General features: G+C 42.1%; 14 protein-coding genes, 1 tRNA gene and 3 pseudogenes. 16 read left to right on the forward strand and 2 right to left on the reverse strand.

The genetic code is table 11. The features are described 5' to 3' along the window. The first annotated feature begins 97 nt into the window (after window positions 1-97). Complete coding sequence (locus tag ACRWSG_RS10600; protein ID WP_462166929.1) at window positions 98-1,849, forward strand: EAL domain-containing protein; 1,752 nt, start codon at window positions 98-100, stop codon at window positions 1,847-1,849. Window positions 1,850-1,932: 83 nt separating this feature from the next. Further along, complete coding sequence (locus ACRWSG_RS10605) at window positions 1,933-2,763, forward strand: substrate-binding periplasmic protein (protein WP_462166231.1); 831 nt, start codon at window positions 1,933-1,935, stop codon at window positions 2,761-2,763. A gap of 33 nt (window positions 2,764-2,796) precedes the next feature. On the opposite strand, the gene suhB is transcribed toward ACRWSG_RS10605, so the two are convergent. Further along, complete coding sequence (suhB, locus tag ACRWSG_RS10610; RefSeq protein ID WP_054552496.1) at window positions 2,797-3,600, reverse strand: inositol-1-monophosphatase; 804 nt, start codon at window positions 3,598-3,600, stop codon at window positions 2,797-2,799. 254 nt (window positions 3,601-3,854) lie between these two features. On the opposite strand from suhB, the gene ACRWSG_RS10615 reads away from it, so the two are divergent. The 12 genes and pseudogenes from ACRWSG_RS10615 to nagP all read left to right on the forward strand — a co-directional run bounded on the left by ACRWSG_RS10615 (window position 3,855) and on the right by nagP (window position 17,717). Then, window positions 3,855-4,202 carry a four helix bundle protein gene (locus ACRWSG_RS10615; protein WP_054552497.1) on the forward strand — a complete coding sequence of 116 codons (348 nt, stop codon included), beginning with the start codon at window positions 3,855-3,857 and terminating at the stop codon, window positions 4,200-4,202. 121 nt (window positions 4,203-4,323) lie between these two features. After that, window positions 4,324-5,046, forward strand: a complete 723-nt coding sequence (trmJ, locus tag ACRWSG_RS10620; RefSeq protein WP_054563546.1) for a tRNA (cytosine(32)/uridine(32)-2'-O)-methyltransferase TrmJ — start codon at window positions 4,324-4,326, stop codon at window positions 5,044-5,046. A gap of 192 nt (window positions 5,047-5,238) precedes the next feature. Continuing rightward, complete coding sequence (iscR, locus tag ACRWSG_RS10625) at window positions 5,239-5,730, forward strand: Fe-S cluster assembly transcriptional regulator IscR (protein WP_054552499.1); 492 nt, start codon at window positions 5,239-5,241, stop codon at window positions 5,728-5,730. A 22-nt stretch (window positions 5,731-5,752) separates the two neighbouring features. After that, window positions 5,753-6,970 carry an IscS subfamily cysteine desulfurase gene (locus tag ACRWSG_RS10630; RefSeq protein WP_462166232.1) on the forward strand — a complete coding sequence of 406 codons (1,218 nt, stop codon included), beginning with the start codon at window positions 5,753-5,755 and terminating at the stop codon, window positions 6,968-6,970. A 40-nt stretch (window positions 6,971-7,010) separates the two neighbouring features. After that, window positions 7,011-7,394: a Fe-S cluster assembly scaffold IscU gene (gene iscU / locus ACRWSG_RS10635; RefSeq protein ID WP_054552501.1), complete on the forward strand. Its 384-nt coding sequence runs from the start codon at window positions 7,011-7,013 to the stop codon at window positions 7,392-7,394. A gap of 11 nt (window positions 7,395-7,405) precedes the next feature. Next, window positions 7,406-7,731, forward strand: a pseudogene (gene iscA / locus ACRWSG_RS10640) (iron-sulfur cluster assembly protein IscA). 78 nt (window positions 7,732-7,809) lie between these two features. Then, entirely contained in the window at window positions 7,810-8,337 is a 528-nt protein-coding gene (hscB, locus tag ACRWSG_RS10645) for a co-chaperone HscB (RefSeq protein ID WP_054552503.1), read from the forward strand. A gap of 47 nt (window positions 8,338-8,384) precedes the next feature. Then, window positions 8,385-10,247, forward strand: coding sequence for a Fe-S protein assembly chaperone HscA (gene hscA / locus ACRWSG_RS10650; protein WP_462166233.1), 1,863 nt, complete (start codon window positions 8,385-8,387; stop codon window positions 10,245-10,247). Window positions 10,248-10,258: 11 nt separating this feature from the next. Next, complete coding sequence (fdx, locus tag ACRWSG_RS10655) at window positions 10,259-10,597, forward strand: ISC system 2Fe-2S type ferredoxin (RefSeq protein WP_054552505.1); 339 nt, start codon at window positions 10,259-10,261, stop codon at window positions 10,595-10,597. Between the two features lie 440 nt (window positions 10,598-11,037). Next, complete coding sequence (locus ACRWSG_RS10660; protein ID WP_462166235.1) at window positions 11,038-12,465, forward strand: NAD-dependent succinate-semialdehyde dehydrogenase; 1,428 nt, start codon at window positions 11,038-11,040, stop codon at window positions 12,463-12,465. Between the two features lie 865 nt (window positions 12,466-13,330). Then, a pseudogene (locus tag ACRWSG_RS10665) lies at window positions 13,331-15,978 on the forward strand (family 20 glycosylhydrolase). 452 nt (window positions 15,979-16,430) lie between these two features. Next, window positions 16,431-17,717 carry an N-acetylglucosamine MFS transporter NagP gene (nagP, locus tag ACRWSG_RS10670; RefSeq protein WP_138601626.1) on the forward strand — a complete coding sequence of 429 codons (1,287 nt, stop codon included), beginning with the start codon at window positions 16,431-16,433 and terminating at the stop codon, window positions 17,715-17,717. A gap of 507 nt (window positions 17,718-18,224) precedes the next feature. On the opposite strand, the gene ACRWSG_RS10675 is transcribed toward nagP, so the two are convergent. Continuing rightward, window positions 18,225-18,300, reverse strand: a tRNA-His gene (locus tag ACRWSG_RS10675). Window positions 18,301-18,579: 279 nt separating this feature from the next. Here ACRWSG_RS10675 and ACRWSG_RS10680 point away from each other — a divergent pair. Both ACRWSG_RS10680 and ACRWSG_RS10685 read left to right on the forward strand, forming a co-directional pair. Next, complete coding sequence (locus ACRWSG_RS10680) at window positions 18,580-19,398, forward strand: mechanosensitive ion channel family protein (protein ID WP_054552509.1); 819 nt, start codon at window positions 18,580-18,582, stop codon at window positions 19,396-19,398. 26 nt (window positions 19,399-19,424) lie between these two features. Continuing rightward, window positions 19,425-20,205: pseudogene (locus ACRWSG_RS10685) on the forward strand (DUF481 domain-containing protein). Window positions 20,206-20,297 lie beyond the last annotated feature (92 nt).

A 20,297-nucleotide genomic window follows, 5' to 3' on the forward strand; every position in this document is an offset into this window, starting at 1 on the left:
TGTCATACAAGGTTGATAATTTACCCACCTATTTGTATTACTAACGCTAGGTGTAAGGTGAACGCACAACTACAGCAGAATCTTAGATAACAGTGCAATTGAGACCTTGTTTCAACCTATCTTTGATATTTCTAATCAACATATTTTGGGCTATGAGGCATTAAGCCGCGGCCCAAAAGGGTCTGAATTAGAAATGCCGAGTGCATTATTCAGCGCAGCAATTGCTTGCCATAAGATCTCTGAATTGGAGCTACTTTGCCGCAGTAGAGCAATTGAGAACTTTGTGAAACTCAATTTACAAGGCAAGTTATTCTTAAATGTAAGCCCTAAAACCTTACTCGACCCTTGCCATCCTAAAGGTGAAACATTACACCTAGTTGAACACTTTGGCCTTGCAACTAACCGGGTAGTAATTGAAGTTACAGAGCAAGAAAAAGTCGATGATGGCTTTTTATTGTTAAAAACCATTGCTCATTATCGTGAGTTAGGTTTTTCGATTGCCATTGATGACTTAGGGGCTGGCTATTCGGGCTTAAAGCAGTGGTCTGAGCTATGCCCTGAGTTTGTAAAAATAGACCGCTACTTTATCGACCACTGCGATCAGAGTGTGGTTAAAAAAGAGTTTTTAAAGTCAATTATAGAGCTTGCAAAAGCAACCAATACACAAGTGATAGCAGAAGGCATAGAACGGGCAGAGGAGCTTCGTTTACTCGAAAGCTTAGGTGTGCAACATGCACAAGGCTTTTTACTTGAAAGGCCGAGCTTACAGCCAAGTTACGAAATAAATATTCACTGCTTAAAGCACTTAGAGTCATCAGATAATAGCAATACTTTTGAGCAGTCTATGGCGATTGGTTGGTTGGCAGTCGAGCACGCCAGCATAGAAGCAACAACCCGCTGTAAAGATGCCCACAGTATCTTTGAGCAAGATAAAACGCTAACTAGTCTTGCCGTATTAGAGCACAATATTCCTGTTGGTTTATTACACCGAGATCAACTCACTGAAGTGTTTGCTGCTCCCTATGGCCATGCACTTTATGATAAGCAGCCAGTTACTTCTTTAATGGATAAACAGCCGTTAATCGTTGACGAAAACGAGTTACTCGATACGGTGAGTCAGCAAATTACCGAGTTTGAGTTTGATATTCGACGCCATATTGTGATCACTCGAAATGGTGAATACTTAGGTTTGGCGCCATTGCGTAATATCTTAAAACACATTACCGAAGAAAAAATCCGCCATGCACAACATGCCAACCCGCTGACTATGCTGCCGGGTAATGTCGCGATTAACGAAGCAATTGAGCTGAGACTTCGTAATAACTATCCGTTCTCACTCGCATACGTTGATTTAAACCACTTCAAACAATTCAATGACCTGTACGGTTATGCCAGTGGTGACAGCGTTATAAAATTACTTGCTGAAGTCATCGTCGAGGCCTGTAGTACTAGCAAAGGGTTTGTCGGGCACATTGGCGGTGATGACTTTATGGTGGTGTTTGATAAAAATGATGCAGAGCAAGTTTGCCATAACATTATTAGTAAGTTTGAGCTGCAGTCTCGGGCCTTTTTCACACCAGAACATATTGAGCAAGGGGGTTATTGGGCAAGCAATCGAGAAGGTAAAAAGCAGTTTGTGCCACTGCTTACATTATCAATTGGTTTAGTTAAGCCTGATTTAGAGCTATGTATTAACAGCCACCAAGTCGCAGCGCTGGCAACTGATGCGAAAAAAGAGGCCAAACGTTATCAGAGTAGCCACTTGTTTGTATGTAAACGTAGCCGACCAGCCCCCGCAGTGGTACGTTTAAGCAGCCATAAAGATGAAGCGATATCTGCCCGCTCATGAAGAAATTTTAAGTTTGCTTAATTTTACTTGTGTCCCTGTTTAACTGGGTGTAGCTTAAAAAAAACACAATAAACAAAATAACAATGAAGCGACTATGTAGTGCAATCCTAGTATTGCTAAGCCTAGGATACAGCCTTACCACAGAAGCTAAAAATGTGGTCAATTTAGCGATTGAACAACGCCCACTTTATAAACGCGATTATTACCTTCATGAATTGCTGGCAGCGGCTTTACGCGCCAGTAATTATCAAGCAGAAATCAACGAAGTTCTGGTTCACCCTCATCAACAGCGCACTTTGCTGATGCTCGATGAAAAGCAGGCCGATGTGTTTTGGAGTATGACAAGCCCCGAGCGAGAACACCTTGCAATAGCAGTCAAAGTACCTCTTTTTAAAGGCTACATTGGTAAACGCGCATTACTCACTAAACGAGCGTTTCTACCGCGTTTTAAAGATGTAAAAACGAAACAAGATTTAGCGCAGTTTAGTGCCATTCAAGGCCATGATTGGCCTGATACAAAAATCCTTGCGCAAAACGGCTTAACAGTCAGGTCACTGGCAAATTATCAAGCGATGTTTAACTTAGTGATTAGAGGGCGAGTAGATTATTTTCCACGTTCGTTTATTGAAGTCATGTCTGAAATGGAACAAATCAAAAGTGACGAGCTGGTTATAGTGCCTAACCTTTATATTAGTTATCCAACAGCATTTTACTTTTTTGTCAGTAACCACAAGCCTGAACTAGCTGAGGTATTATTAAAAGGGCTCAACATGATGAAAAGCTCGGGCGAATTTGAGCAATTATTTGCCAGTTACTTTGCTGAAGACTTAGCTAAGTTGCCATTTAAAGAAGGTGAAGTCATAGAGATAAAACTCGACAACGATTATTTTCAGCCACAAAAAAAGGAGCCTTAGCTCCTTTTTTGCATTTTTTCATTACAACCGCTATTAGCGAAGTAGTGACTCAGTTAACACTGGGCGAATTTCACGAATGATCGCTTGAGTTAACTTAGGTGCACCACAAATGATGTTGCCGCTTTGGTTATAGTTAATACCACCTGCGAAATCAACAACCATACCGCCAGCTTCTTTAACTAAAAGCTCGCCTGCTGCTGTGTCCCATGGCTTAAGGCCAATTTCAAAGAAACCATCAACACGACCCGCTGCAACATAAGCCATATCTAATGCAGCAGAACCTGCACGGCGGATATCAGCAGTGTGCACGAAAAGTGCTTTAAACGCTTCAGAGTATGCGTCTAAGTGGTGCTTTTGTTTGAATGGGAAACCAGTTGCGAGTACAGAACCAGCTAATTCGTTAGTTTTAGTTACGCGTAAACGCTTGCTGTTAAGCTGTGCGCCTTGACCACGAGAAGCAGTGAATAATTCACCGCGGATTGGATCATAGATAACAGCTTGATCTAAACGACCTTTAACTTTAAGTGCAATAGATACTGCGAAATGAGGGATACCCTTGATGAAGTTAGTTGTGCCATCAAGAGGGTCTACAATCCATTGGTAATCTGCATCTTTACCTTTATGCTCACCTAGCTCTTCACCTACGATAGTGTGATCTGGGTAAGATTTTAAAATAGTGTCACGAATTGCGGCTTCAGCTTCTTTGTCGATGTTAGTCACTAAGTCGTTAGTGCCTTTTTGTTGTACATCAACTTTTGATAAGTCTTCACTTGCGCGAAGTAAAATTTTGCCTGCGTTACGCGCAGCGCGAACCGCAATGTTTAACATTGGATGCATAGCATTACCTTTGGGTTGTAAAAGAACGAATATATTTAAGCCGGCGTATTCTAGCGATTTCTAGCGTAAAGTAAACAATAAACTCGAATAAATTAGGTTGTTTTTTGTACGATTCTGATTTTGTTATTGATTTAATTTCAGAAGAAGGGGTTAGTGGTCAGCCGTCAGCCGTCAGCCGTCAGCCGTCAGTTTGAAATTTGCATTCTGAAAAATTCGTGCCTATATAAAGTTTTTATACTTAAAAGGATGCAAGTATGAATTTTGAAAAATTAGAGGTATGGAAGCGATCAGCAAGATTAAGTGCTGAAATCTACAAAGAAACGACAGATCTAAATGATTTTGGTTTTCGCAATCAACTCACACGTTCTGGTTTATCAATACCGAGTAACATCGCAGAAGGTATGGTGAGAATCAGCAAAAAAGAACGGGTGCGTTTTTTAGATATATCAAGATCGTCCATAGCAGAAACACGAACGCAAATTTATATCGGAATTGAGATTAAATATATTGATGCTGCCATCGGTAGAGCTTGGGTGAGTGAAACGGAAGAGCTATCAAAAATGTTGACATCTCTTATGCATAAGATCGAAGCTGATAGCTGATAGCTGATAGCTGATAGCTGATAGCTGATAGCTGATAGCTGATAGCTGATAGCTGATAGCTGATAGCTGATAGCTATGTTATAATCCCCGCAATTTTTGACTTTCAGTAAGTAACAACGCAATGACACTTGATGATATTCGTATCGTATTAGTTAACACATCACATTCTGGTAATATTGGCTCAGCGGCACGTGCTATGAAAACGATGGGCTTATCAAATTTATATCTTGTTGATCCTGCATGTGAAATTGACAGTCATGCGAGTGCGCTTGCAGCCGGTGCAACAGATGTTTTAGGTAAAACAGTGGTTGTTGATACACTGGCAGACGCGATTGCTGATTGTGGCTTAACAATTGGTACCAGCGCACGCTCACGTACTTTATCTTGGCCTATGGTTGAGCCGCGTGAATGTGGTGAAAAGTTAGTGGCTGAGGCTGAACATGGCCCTGTTGCACTCGTGTTTGGTCGTGAAAATAGTGGTTTAACGAACGAAGAACTACAACAATGTAACTACCACGTATGTATTCCTGCAAACCCTGAATACAGCTCACTAAATTTAGCAATGGCCGTGCAAACGCTGTGTTACGAAACACGTATGGCGTATTTAAACAAACAGCCAAAAGTACAAGAAGAAGACGAAGCAACCTATCCAAATGCAAAGCAAACTGAGCTGTTCTACGAGCATTTAGAGCAAACGCTAAACGACACAGGTTTTATCATCAAGCAACACCCTGGCATGGTGATGACTAAACTACGTCGCTTATTTAACCGCGCACGTCCAGAAGAAGCTGAGATGAACATTTTACGCGGTATTCTTACCTCTATCAATAAGTCTATTAAATAATCACAGGTTATAAGTATAATACTTGACTAAATTACTCAGGTAATTACAATGTACCCAGTACTTGACTGTTTTTGTCAAGTATTCGGTTTTATCAATGGTAAGTATCAATTTTTATCAAGTGATAATACTTGACTATTTTGGTCTGGTAATTAAAATTTGCACACCTTAGCGTGCAGTAACATCGGGGGCTCCATGAAGTTAACATCAAAAGGCAGATACGCAGTAACCGCCATGTTGGATGTTGCACTACATACAAATGTGGGTGCAGTGCCTCTTGCCGATATTTCTGAACGCCAAGAGATTTCGTTATCTTACCTTGAACAACTATTCGCCCGTTTACGTAAAAACGGCCTTGTGACCTCTGTGCGTGGCCCAGGTGGCGGATATTTACTAGGTCGAGAAGCGAACGAAATTTCTGTCGGCGATGTGATTAACGCCGTTGATGAGTCTGTTGATGCAACACGTTGCCATAATGCAACGGGTGGCTGCCAAAGCGGCATGCGTTGTTTGACTCATACCTTATGGTCGGACTTAAGCGCACGTATCGAAGAGTTTTTAAATAGTATTACCCTTGCTGAATTGGTGGAAAAGTCAGATGTGAAAGAAGTCGCATCGCGCCAAGATAACAGCATCAACAATGCAATTAAGCAACTGGAAAACATTCAAGTAAGCTGTCAACTGTAGCTTGACGAAAGCGGAGAGAGAAATGAAGTTACCGATTTATTTAGATTACGCAGCAACCACGCCTGTTGATGAACGTGTGGCAAAAGAAATGATGCAATGCCTGACTATGGACGGTAATTTTGGTAACCCTGCATCACGCTCACACCGTTTTGGTTGGCAAGCAGAAGAAGCCGTTGATCAAGCACGTACAGACATTGCTGATCTGATCAACGCTGACCCGCGTGAAATTGTTTTCACTTCAGGTGCTACAGAATCAAACAACCTAGCAATTAAAGGTGCTGCGCAGTTCTATAAGAAGAAAGGCAAGCACGTTATCACTGTTAAAACAGAGCACAAAGCAGTGCTTGATACGTGTCGTGAACTAGAGCGTCAAGGTTTCGAAGTAACCTATATGGACGTTGAAGAAAACGGTTTACTTGACCTTAAAAAGCTTGAAGCTGCAATGCGTGACGACACAGTACTTGTGAGCGTAATGCACGTAAATAACGAGCTAGGTGTTATCCAAGATATCGCGACAATCGGCGAAATGTGCCGTGAGCGCAAAATTATGTTCCACGTAGATGCTGCACAAAGCGCAGGTAAAGTACTTATCGACGTGCAACAGTTAAAAGTAGATTTCATGTCGTTCTCTGGCCACAAAGTATATGACCCGAAAGGTGTAGGCGCACTTTATGTTCGTCGTAAGCCTCGCGCACGTTTAGAAGCGCAAATGCACGGTGGTGGTCATGAGCGTGGTATGCGTTCAGGCACACTAGCTACTCACCAATTAGTTGGTATGGGTGCGGCATTTAGAATCGCTAAAGAAGATTTCGAAAAAGACCATGCACACATCAGCGCACTTCGTAAGCGTCTGATTGATGGCATCATGGCTGATATGGACGAAGTTTACTTCAATGGTGAACCAAGTCACTCAGTTCCAGGTATTGTAAATATCAGCTTCAACTTTGTTGAAGGTGAGTCGTTATTAATGGCTGTTAAAGACATTGCTGTTTCATCAGGTTCTGCCTGTACCTCAGCAAGCTTAGAGCCTTCTTATGTACTACGTGCGTTAGGCCGTAATGACGAGTTAGCACACAGCTCAATTCGTTTCAGCATTGGCCGCTTTACGACTGAAGAAGAGATTGATTACACCGTCGAACTAATCAAAAACTCGATCGGCCGTTTACGTGAGATGTCTCCTCTATGGGAAATGCATCAAGAAGGTATTGATTTAGATTCAGTTGAGTGGGCGCATCACTAATCAGTGATCGCCGCCGCTAGCAGGTAGTGAGGATAGTATTATGGCTTATAGTGATAAAGTAATCGATCATGTTGAAAATCCACGTAACGTGGGTGCTTTAGACAAAAATGATCCGTCAGTTGCAACAGGTATGGTGGGTGCACCAGCATGTGGTGACGTAATGAAATTGCAAATCAAAGTATCACCAGAAGGTGTAATTGAAGATGCAAAATTCAAAACATATGGTTGTGGTAGCGCAATCGCTTCTTCTTCACTTGTAACTGAGTGGGTCAAAGGCAAAACATTAGATGAAGCTGCAACAATCAAAAACACTGATATCAGTGCTGAGCTTGAATTACCGCCAGTGAAAATTCACTGTTCAATTTTAGCAGAAGACGCGATTCAAGCAGCAATTGCTGACTACAAAAGCAAACAAGCGAAGTAAGAGATAAATTCATGGCAGTGACATTGACAGATGCGGCAGCAAACCGCGTAGAATCATTTTTAGCAAATCGCGGCAAAGGCATTAACGCCTACGCGTTGGCATTAAAACGACGGGCTGTTCAGGTCTTGCTTATGTTCTTGAGTTTGTTGATGAGTTAGCAGACGGCGACGAAATTTTTGAAAGCCGTGGTGTGAAAGTGATCGTTGACGCCAAAAGCTTAGTCTACATTGATGGTACTGAGCTTGATTACACCAAAGAAGGTTTGAACGAAGGGTTTAAATTTAACAACCCGAACCAAGCCGATGAGTGTGGTTGCGGCGAAAGCTTCACCGTTTAAGCTTAAAAAACTTTCTTTGCTTGAAGCCCTGCCTATGTAGGGCTTTGTTCTTTCCTGTTTACCGAGTTGGATTATGTAATGCGTTACTTTGAGTTATTTGCAATTCCAGTAGATTACAACATTGATTTAGCGACTATTAATAAACACTACCTTGAGCTGCAACGTGCAGTTCACCCAGATCGCCACGCAAGCTCTAGCAGCCGTGACAAATTACTTGCTGTGCAAAATGCAGCAGAAATCAATGATGCATTACAAACTTTAAAACACCCGGTAAAACGTGCTGAGTACATGCTAAGCGAGCTTGGTGTAGATATTCGCGCCGAGCAACAAACATTGCAAGACCCGCTATTCTTAATGCAGCAAATGGAGCTGCGTGAAGAATTAGAAGAACTTGAAAATGCCGCAGATCCTGATGCAGCAATTGCCCAGTTTGAAGCGCAAATTAAACAGCTCGATAAACAATACAGCAGTGAATTAGCCGCTCAGCTGGCGAGTAATGATGAGCAACAATGGCAAGCTGCCGCTGACAATATTCGTAAATTGAAGTTTGTTTATAAGTTACGCGATGAACTAGAGCGTATTGAAGACAGTTTATTTGATGATTAATCGTTAGTTGTTACACAACAGCTATTTAAGAGTTTAAAAAGAGCATTATGGCATTATTGCAAATTGCTGAGCCGGGGCAGAGCGCGGCACCACATGAGCACAAATTAGCAGTCGGTATTGACCTTGGTACAACTAACTCGTTAGTTGCAACAGTGCAAAGCGGCGAAGCGCGCACACTGACTGATTTAGCAGGCAATGCGATGCTACCATCGGTTGTTCAATACCAAGCAGATAGTATTGTGGTTGGTGAGCGAGCGGCTGCAGCTGCTACTCAAGACCCTGCAAACACACTAATCTCGGTTAAGCGTTTTTTAGGTAAAACTCAGGCTGAAATCGAAAAAAGCTATGGTCAACTGCCGTACGAATTTTGTGAGCATGATGGCTCATTAGCAATCAGCACGGTTGCGGGTGCAATTAGCCCTGTTACTGCATCGACTGAAATTTTAAAAGCATTAAAATTACGTGCAGAAGACAGCTTTGCAGGTCAAGATATCTTAGGTGCAGTTATTACTGTGCCAGCTTATTTTGATGATGCTCAGCGTCAAAGCACCAAAGATGCTGCCGAGCTTGCTGGTATTAAGGTATTACGTTTATTAAACGAGCCAACAGCTGCGGCTGTTGCTTATGGTCTTGATTCAAACCAAGAAGGTATTATCGCCGTATACGATTTAGGTGGCGGTACCTTTGATATTTCTATTTTACGTTTACACCAAGGCGTATTCGAAGTGCTTGCTACAGGCGGTGACTCAAGCCTTGGTGGTGACGATTTTGACTCGCTATTAGTTGAATACTTTAAAACACAAACCGGTGTGAGCGAGCTTTCTGCATCGGTATTGCGTTTATTCATCAATAAAGCAAAAGCATGTAAAGAAGCACTAAGCCAATACCAAACTGTAAATGTTGGTTTAGAGTTTGATGGTCAAAGCCACAAAGTTGAAGTAACCCGCGAAACGTTTGATGAGCTTGCTCTTAGCCTTGTGAAGAAAACACTACGTTCTTGTCGCCGTGCCGTAAAAGATGCGGGTATCGAGAACGAAGAAGTACTGCAAGTTGTTATGGTTGGCGGCTCGACTCGTATGCCAATTGTACGCTCTCAAGTTGCTGCATTTTTTGATAAAGAGCCACTGACTTCTATCGACCCAGATCGCGTAGTTGCACTCGGTGCGGCATTACAAGCAGATGTTCTGGTTGGCAATAAGCCAGATTCAGACATGTTGCTATTAGACGTATTACCACTGTCGCTAGGTCTTGAAACCATGGGTGGCTTGGTTGAAAAAATTATTCCACGTAACACCACGATCCCCGTAGCACGTGCACAAGAGTTTACCACTTTCAAAGATGGTCAAACGGCTATGTCACTGCATGTATTACAAGGTGAGCGTGAGCTAGTTGACGATTGTCGTTCGTTGGCTAAATTCAGCTTAAAAGGTATTCCGGTCATGGCAGCCGGTGCTGCGCATATTCGCGTAACCTTTAAAGTAGATGCTGATGGCCTATTAAGTGTATCGGCAATGGAAAAATCAACGGGTGTGCAAGCTGAAATTCAAGTCAAACCATCATTTGGTTTATCGGATGATCAAGTTGCAAACATGCTTAAAGAGTCAATGACTAACGCGAAAGACGACATGCAAGCGCGTATGCTTAAAGAGCAGCAAGTTGAAGCGTTACGTGTTGTTGAAGCGCTTGAAGCATCACTGGCAACCGACAGTGCATTACTTGATGAACAAGAATTAGGTGCGTTAAAAGCAGAAATTGCTAAACTTGTTGCCGTACGCGAAAGCGCAACAACACCTGCAGAAATTAAAGCAGCGATTGAAGCTGTAGACAATGCAAGTAGCGAATTTGCTGCTCGCAGAATGGATGCATCAATCAAAAAAGCGCTGCAAGGGCAGTCAGTAGACGAAGTTTAACGAGGTAAGGTATGCCACAAATTATTTTTCTTCCACACGAAGAGTTATGCCCAGAAGGCGCTGCTATTGAAGCTCCTACAGGTGAAACTGTATTAGATGTTGCACTAAAAAATGGTATTAGCATTCCACATGCTTGTGAAAAATCATGTGCATGTACAACATGCCACTTAATCATTCGCGAAGGCTTTGACTCTTTAGATGAGAGTGATGAGCTTGAAGACGATATGCTAGATAAAGCATGGGGTCTTGAGCCTGAATCACGCCTAGGTTGCCAAGCGGTGATCAAAGATGAAGATTTAGTGGTTGAAATTCCAAAGTATAATCTCAATATCGTTAATGAAGAGCATTAATTTTTAACGGCTTTGATTTCGTAAAAACCGCTGTAGTTGCTTGGTCTCTACAGCGGTTTTTTTATTTTAGAGCTGTCAGCTTTCAGCCGTCAGTTTTTAGCAGATCGAGATAGAGGTTTAGTTCTTTGTGTTAATGAACTGAAATAGCTTTACATTGATCTCTCAGGTTTTATGTTTTTGATAGCTGATAGCTGATAGCTGATAGCTGATAGCTGATAGCTGATAGCTGATAGCTGATAGCTGATAGCTGATAGCTGATAGCTGATAGCTGATAGCTGATAGCTGATAGCTGATAGCTGATAGCTGATAGCTGATAGCTGATAGCTGATAGCTGATAGCTGATAGCTGATAGCTGATAGCTGATAGCTGATAGCTGATAGCTGATAGCTGATAGCTGATAGCTGATAGCTGATAGCTGATAGCTTTTACTTGGAGGTTCTATGTCTGATTTGGTTTTTTCTGATTCGTTTATCGACGGTGACTTTTATTCTACGAGCCAGCGTTTTAGTGTAGATAACCCCGCAACTGCAGAGGCAATCACCCATGTCTCTGATATTGATGAAGCAGGAGTTGAGCTGGCTTTAAAAAGTGCTGACGAGGCATTTGGCAAACTAAAGCAAACAACAGCAACCGAGCGCAGTGAAACATTGCGCCGTTGGTACGACTTAGTCATTGAGAACAAGCAACAGCTTGCTGAGTTAATGACTAAAGAGCAGGGGAAGCCTTTAAAAGAATCCTTGGGCGAAGTGGAATATGGTGCGGGCTTTATTAAGTGGTTTAGCGAAGAAGCAAAGCGCAGTTATGGCGACACCATCCCTGCCACTGACAGCAAGCATCGTTTAACGACGATAAAGCAGCCAATCGGTGTGGTGGCAGGTATTACCCCTTGGAATTTCCCGATTGCCATGATCACCCGTAAAGTGGCACCCGCTTATGCCGCGGGTTGTAGTTTTGTGATTAAACCTTCGGAGCATACGCCATTATGCGCTATTGCCTTAGCCTACCTTGCTGATAAAGCTGGTTTTGTAAAAGGAGCACTGAACGTGGTTGTCTCTGAAAACGCAAAAATGGTGGGTGAGATCATGACTGAGTCTGAGCGTGTGCGTAAATTCACATTCACAGGCTCAACCGGTGTAGGTAAGCAGTTACTATCGCAGTGCGCTTCAACCATTAAACAAACATCGATGGAACTTGGCGGCAATGCCCCGTTCATTATTTTTGAAAATGCCGACTTAGATGAAGCTGTTGCAGGCCTTATGGGGGCTAAATTTAGAAATGCAGGGCAAACCTGTGTTGCCGCTAACCGAATTTTTGTTCAGCGCTCAGTGCTTGAAACGGTGCTCGAAAAACTCACAGACAAAGTAGCTGAGTTAAAGGTAGGTAATGGTCTAGATGACGGGGTAGATATCGGCCCATTAATTTACCCTAAAGCAAAAGAGAAAGTTCAAACGCTTGTGCAAGATGCGGTTGATAAAGGTGCATCGTTAATCGGTGATAACAGCGAACTTGAAGGTAGCTTTCAAGCGCCATTAATTTTAACTGATGTGACACCAGAGATGGATATCTATCATGATGAAGTGTTTGGTCCTGTAGTCAGCATCATCGCTTTTGATGACGAACAAGAAGTACTTCAGCTTGCGAACGACGTACCTTACGGTTTAGCTGCGTATTTTTATAGTGAAAACATCAAGCAAGTTTATCGCGTAAGCGAAGCACTTGAATACGGCATGATAGGTATTAACGAAGGCCTTATTTCAAACCCAGTAGCGCCATTTGGCGGCGTTAAACAGTCTGGTTTAGGCCGAGAAGGCGGCCACCAAGGTCTAGATGAGTACCTAGAAGAGAAGTATCTTTGTGTTAAGGTTTGAGCTATAAGCTATAAGTGCGCGTGAAAAAAATTTCACGCCTACAATACCTCGCACCTCGTAGGAACGGCTAAAGCCGTGAATAGGTCAAATCTATTCGGCGTTAAAACGCCTCCTACCATGTAGGCGTCACGCTTGCTTGGCGCGTTTTACATCAATACCCTGACGGCAAATCCAAAAACATCGCGCGAAATAAATTTCACGCCTACAATATTTTGCACCGAGTAGGAGCGGCTTTAGCCGTGAATAGGTCAAATCTATTCGGCGTTAAAACGCCTCCTACCATGTAGGCGTCACGCTTGCTTGGCGCGTTTTACATCAATACCCTGACGGCAAATCCAAAAACATCGCGCGAAATAAATTTCACGCCTACAATACCTCGCACCTCGTGGGAGCGGCTTTAGCCGTGAATAGGTCAAATCTATTCGGCGTTAAAACGCCTCCTACCACGTAGGCGTCACGCTTGCTTGGCGCGTCTTACATTCAACACCCTGACGGCAAATCCAAAGACATCGCGCGAAATAAATTTCACGCCTACAATACCTCGCACCTCGTAGGAACGGCTTTAGCCGTGAATAGGTCAAATCTATTCGGCGTTAAAACGCCTCCTACCACGTAGGCGTCACGCTTGCTTGGCGCGTCTTATATTCAACACTCTTTCGATGGATTAACGCCTTACCAACAAACAACAAAATTCGGCTTCAAACTTACAGCTTACGGCTTAAAGCTTCAAACTCCTCACCTTTATTTTTCACAAAATGATAGCGCTGTCATTTTAGTTTTTATATGATAGGAACGAATTATTAACAAAAATGAAAAATAGTACGCAGAAATACCGTACACTCAGGGCTTAAACGAGGAGAAAGTAATGGGTTTTAAAAAGTCACTATTCGCGGTAATGCTAGCGACTGCGCCTTTAATGGCAAGTGCAGCATTAACTCAATCGCAAGTTGATCAGTTTGCGAAAGGTACTGAACTGCTATTTTCGGTAGAAGATAACTTTCGTAATAAAGATGCGGGCTTTTTAGGAAAAATTACCCTCAACAATGGCTCTAATGTGACGTTACCTGCAGGCGAGAGCGATTGGCAGCTTTATATCCACTCAGTTCGTAAAATCTCAACTGAGCATGTTGCGGGCTTAAACATTGAACACGTTAATGGTGACTTGCACCGCATCGTACCAACGAGCTCATTTAAAGGTTTAGCTGCAGGTGAAAGCTTAGAGCTACTGTTTGATGCGCAAGTGTGGATTGTTGCTTACAGTGACTTTATGCCACGGGCATTTTTTGTGTCAGGTAAGAATAAACCTGCCGTATTTGCCAACACCGACACTGAAGACTTTAAACAGTTTGTGACACCATTTACCCGTGAGAATCAGTTACGCCGTTACAATGAGCCAAAAGATTTATCGGTTTTAGCAACGGCAAAAGTACGGTACGAACGAAATAACGCTGATAAGGTGTCGGTTAGTAAAGACGATGCCTTAAAGCGTATTATTCCGAAGCCTCGTAAAGTCGATTTTAACCGTGGCAGTGCGACGCTAAACAATAATTGGCAAATCAGTTATCAAGGTCAGCTGAAACACGAAGTTATGGTGTTTATGCAAGACTTACAAGATGACTATGGCATTAGCCTTAAAGCACAGCCTGATCATATCAATGTCGGCAAAGACAAAGTAATACGCTTAAAAGTTGACCCTAAACTCAATAATGCAAAAGCAGAAAGCTACACTCTAGAGATTGATGATGAAGTGATCACCATTGTAGGTAGCGATAACGCCGGTGTGTTTTATGCGATGCAAAGCTTATTAAACCTCATTCCAGCAAATAGCCAAGGCAGTGCCAGCTTACCGCAGTTAGAACTTGAAGACTCACCGCGTTATGGTTGGCGTGGTATGCATTACGATAATGGTCGTAACTATCATGGCAAAGAGGCAATGTTCAAGCTGGTTGAGCAAATGGCTCGCTATAAAATGAATAAGCTACACTGGCACTTTTCAGAAGATGAAGGCTGGCGACTTGAGATCCCAGGTCTACCAGAGCTTACCGACGTTGGCGGCTATCGCTGCTTTGATTTAGAAGAGCGCGAGTGTTTATTAACTCAACTTGGCACTGGACCGTTTAAATCAGGCTCAGGTAATGGTTATTTGAAACGTGATGAGTTTGTTGAGCTATTAAAGTTTGCGAAAGACCGCCACATTCAAATCATCCCTGAAGTTGAAGGGCCAGGTCATGCGCGTGCTTCAATCAAAGCGATGGAAGCACGTTATCACAACATGTTAGAAGAAGCTGAGAAAGCCGCTAAAAACAATATTAAAACGCGCTCTGCAAACAAAGAAATTCAACACATAGATATGGGGCCAGCAACGCAATACTTGCTTACCGATCCTAAAGATACCTCTGTGTACATGACGGTACAAAACTACAAAGATAACTCAATGAATGTGTGTATGGACTCTACCTACGCATTTTTAGATAAAGTAACTTATGAACTTCAGCAGATGTACCGCGAAGCAGGTGTGCAGTTAAAGAACTTGCATATTGGTGGTGATGAAGTTGGTGCTGGTTCGTGGATAGGCTCGCCAATCTGTCAGGCGTTATTTGCTGATCCTAATAACGGTGTAGCTGGCCCGGCTGATTTAAAACCTTATTTCACACAACGTGTTGCTACCTTACTTGAAAAACGCGGTATTTCTCCGGGTATTTGGGAAGATGGCATCATGTATGACCGCGAAAATTCGTTTAAACGTGATGAGTTCCCTAATAAAACCTTTACCGTTAATACTTGGGATAACATTTGGGAATGGGGCGTTGCCGATAGAGCATACCGCCTAGCAAATGCCGGTTACCAAGTGGTGTTATCACACGGTACGCATTTGTATTTTGATCACCCATACGAAGCAAGCCCTGAAGAGCGTGGTTATTACTGGACACTCGTTACACAGATACTAAAAAAGCCTTTAATTACATGCCAGATGACGTGTATGCCAATGCCGATTACACCCGCACTCGTGAGCCAATCGTTAATTTAGAAGCGTTGGTGGGCCGCCCGTTACCTAAACTTGAAAAGCCAGAGAACATTCTGGGTATGCAAGGTCAGGTATGGTCAGAGACAATCCGTACTGAAGAGCAAGTATTAGCAATGATCTTCCCGCGTATTCTGTCAGTGGCAGAGCGCGCATGGCACAAAGCTGATTGGGAAGGCGAAAACGTTGATAGTAAAAAACAAGCAAAAGACTGGGCGGAGTTCTCAAGTGCTGTAGGTTTAAAAGAGCTTGAAAAGTTAGCTAAAGATGGCATCAATCTGCATTTACCAGTACCTGGCGGTGTGATTGAAAATGGTAAGTTGTATGCCAACAGCGCATTTGCTTATTTGAGCATTGAATACAGCCTAGACAACGGCCAAAGCTGGCAAACTTATGCCGAGCCTGTGAAGGTTGATAACAATACAAAAGTTGCGCTACGCACCCGTTTAAACGCACAGCAAACCAGCCGCGTGACAGTTGTGGGTGAGTAATGTTTTTGCGATAAATAAATGTGACGCCTATAGAAGAATGTAGGCGTCATGTTTTGCATTAAAACTACTTCTATTCACAAAGAGGATAAGAGGGCGCTTCGCTTAAGAGAAGTAATATTGAGGTTCCCTCATTCTCTTCTCATTTACTTCTCTTTGTGAATATATTTTCGCGCGAAATAAATTTCACGCCTACAATACCCTGCACCTCGTAGGCGTCACGCTTGCTTGGCGCGTTTTACATTCAACACCATTCGGCTCAAAACTGACAGCTGAAAGCTGACGGCTAATCTTAAAACATCGGCCGAAATACATTTCACACCTAAGGTATTTAAAAGAAATATGTCAGCGCTGTCATTTTTGTTGCGATAGTGTTATAAATATTTAATATCTCTTTTATATAATCATCTGAATGAGCAGCGCTGGAGTCGAACTGTGCTGTTATAGGAAATGTTATGTCTGAAATAAATAAACAAAGCAGTGTTGTGCCTATGGCGATTGTTGCCACGCTGTTTTTTATACTGGGTTTTGCTACATGGTTAAATGGCTCACTGATGCCATTTCTACAGCAAATTTTGCAGCTATCACCTTTTCAGGCATCGCTGATTATTTTCTCGTTTTATATCGCCGTGACTTTTACGGCTCTACCTTCGGCGATGATCATCAGAAAGGTAGGTTATAAAAACGGTATGGCGCTGGGTATGGCGACCATGATGGTGGCAGGTTTACTGTTTATTCCTGCCGCAAAAACACAAGTTTTTGCACTGTTTTTATTTGCGCAGCTTGTTATGGGGGCAGGGCAAACGTTATTACAAACAGCGGTTAACCCATACGTAGTAAGAATTGGACCTGAAGAATCAGCCGCGGCTCGCGTTAGTATTATGGGTATATTAAATAAAGGTGCGGGTGTTGTTGCACCGATTGTATTTACCGCACTGATACTCAGCGACTTTAAAGGCTTTGTAGGTAAAGAGCTTAGCCAAACTGATATTGATGCCATGGCTAATGGCTTAATCTTACCGTATTTAGGGATGTCTATTTTTATTGGTATACTCGGCTTTGCGGTAACTAAAATGCCATTGCCAGAGTTAATTGATGACGACGTTGATGAACAGAAACCGGGGCAGGTAAAAGAAGCATTAAGCCATCCGAGTCTTGCCTTAGGGATAGTGGCACTTTTTGTCTATGTAGCTGTTGAAGTAATTGCCGGCGATACCATTGGTAGCTTTGCGTTGTCGTTAGGTATTGAAAAATACAGTGTTATGACATCGTACACCATGGGGTGTATGGTACTAGGTTACTTTTTAGGGATTTTACTTATCCCACGAGTGTTATCGCAGCAAACAGCACTAACTATTTCAGCAGTATTGGGCTGTGTGTTAACGCTAGCGATAGTTACAGGTAGTAATGAAACTGTATTTATATCAACATTGTTTGGCCTAAAATCGGTACTACCTGATACCTTATTGCTCATTGCTGTGCTAGGCTTTGCTAATGCGATTGTTTGGCCTGCAGTTTGGCCGTTAGCATTATCTGGTTTAGGTAAGCTAACTAGTGTAGGCTCTGGTCTGCTCGTTATGGGCATAGCCGGTGGCGCATTTGGTCCATTATTTTGGGGCCTAGCAAGTGGCGGCGTAAAAAGCGCAGAAGCACAACAAATGGCTTATATTGTGATGTTGCCTTGTTATTTATTCATACTTTTCTATGCTGTTAAAGGCCACAAGATGAAAAGTTGGAAGTAATTATGAGTTTGAGGTTGGGCGTAAAATGCACCGCCTTAAACTTTGAAAAGCATTTCTAGTAAATAGAAATAATCCCGTGTGTAATGCCACCGAAAGGTGGCATTTTTTTGTTTGGGGTTTAAGGCTCGCGTCAAATTATCACAAAGCGGATAAGAGAGCGCTTCGCTAAGAGGAAAACAAAAAAACATTATTATTACTTCCTCATTTTCTTCTCATTCACTTCTCTTTGTGCAAATATTTTCGCGCGAAATAAATTTCACGCCTACAATATTTCGCATGTCGTGGGAACGGCTTCAGCCGTGAATTATCATAAAGACTTCGGCACTAAAGTACCTTATATGGACTCCTACATGCATTACCTACAAACGACACGGTTCGGCTCAAAACTGACAGCTGAAAGCTGACGGCTTTTAGAACTGAAAAGAGATATAAAAGATAAACTAAATCTTGAAATTTAAATAAGAAAAAATATTTAGGAAAATATAGGGATTTACTAAGGGGGAGAAGTGGGGCGACTGATGGGGCTTGAACCCACGACAACCGGAATCACAATCCGGGGCTCTACCAACTGAGCTACAGCCGCCACTGAGATACACCTCGTTTGGTGTGGCGCGCATATTACATAATTAACTTAGGCTTGTGAACCCCCTAAATTAAAAAAAGTAAAAAAAACTTACTTGCTTCAGAAAATTCAGAAAAGCAGGTTTAGTCAGTTAGTGTTCAGTTTCGGTATTTACACTTGCGACTTTTGCAATTGAGCAATTACTCATTTTTTAGTTTGGCTGTAATTTAATGATTTTTTAACCAAAGATCATATATAATTTGAACAGCGTTATGCTAAAAATGAACTTCAGGAGAGAATATGGATACTATAATGAACTGGATCAATGAGAATTCAGGTTTAATCATACATTACGCCGTTCAGGCTGTTCTTGCGCTAATCATTTTCTTCATCGGTGGTCGTATCGCAAAATTTTGCGAAGGGATGACTGAAAAAGCATTTGATAAAAAGAAAGTAGACAAAGCCGTAGGTTCATTTGTAGCAAGCATTGTTTATGCTATTGTTTTTGCAGCAACTATCTTAATGGCACTATCTCAACTTGGCATTGAGACAACATCATTCATTGCTATTTTAGGTGCGGCTGGTTTAGCTGTAGGTCTAGCACTTCAAGGTTCACTGTCTAACTTTGCTTCAGGTGTTTTAATCATCCTACTTCGCCCTTTCAAATCAGGTGACTATGTAGAAGCCGGTGGTAAAGCGGGTACTGTTAAGAAAATCGAAATTTTCTCTACAGAATTACGTACACCAGATAATAAAGTAATTATCATGCCTAACTCATCAATCATGGGCAGCCCAATTACAAACTTCTCTCGTGAATCAACTCGTCGTATCGATTTAGTAATTGGTGTGGGTTACGATGCAGACCTTAAAGAAGCAAAAGCAGTTCTTAAATCAGTATTAGATAAAGAAACTCGTTTATTAAAAGATCCAGCATACACAGTCGCTGTATCTGAGCTTGCAGATTCAAGTGTGAACTTTGTAGTTCGCCCGTGGGTTAATTCATCAGATTATTGGCCAACGTATTTCGATCTAATGGAAAACATTAAGATCGCATTAGATGACGCAAATATCACGATCCCATTCCCGCAAATGGATGTTCATTTGCATAAAGAAGATTAATCACAAGTAGTAAAGGTTATTTTTTAATGAAATTAAAAGCTTTATCAATTCTAGTTGCAGCAAGTGCTGCAACTAGCGCATTCGCAGCAGATGAAACTAAAACTTGGGATGTAACCAGTGAACTAGGTGCCATTATTACAAGTGGTAACACCGAAACAACAACACTAAAAGGTGGTGTTAAGGTTTTACATAACCTAGAAAACTGGAATAACGAGTACAAGTTAGACGGTCTTTATAAAGAAGATGAGAATCGAAAACGACGACGGTGTTAAAGAAACACAACGTACTAACGAAAAGTACTCAATCTCTGCACAAGGTAACTACAAGTTAAACGAAAAGCACTCACACTTATTCATCTACGGCTCGCACGTATCTGATTACTTTGGTGCATATCGCAACGAATCAGTAATCTCAGCAGGTTATGGTTTACGCCTAATCGATCGTTCTGATATGTGGCTAAACGCTGAAATCGGTCCGGGTTATAAGTACTTCCAATACCCAGACGACAGCACTGAAGTTGATGAAAACGGTGACTTACTTGCTGGTGAGCGCGACGGTGAAGTAATCGCCTTAGGTAAAGTTGATTATAACTGGCAGATTTCAGACAGCGCACGTTTTACTCAGTTAGTATCAGTTGAATATGGTGATACCAACACTAAAACGCGTTCAGAGTCTGCAATCCTTGCTAAAATCAACGGCTCACTACAAATGAAAGTAGCTTACAACATCACTCACAACTCAGACGTTGCTGATGATAAAGAAAACACAGATACAGAAACGTCACTAACGCTAGTTTACAGTTTTTAACTAAATAAATCGTTTTGTTGACAATTTAATGACAAAAAGGGACGAAAGTCCCTTTTTTATTTCCTTGAGTTTCAGGTAGAATACACAATCTT

The organism is Pseudoalteromonas sp. GB43 (assembly GCF_054923805.1).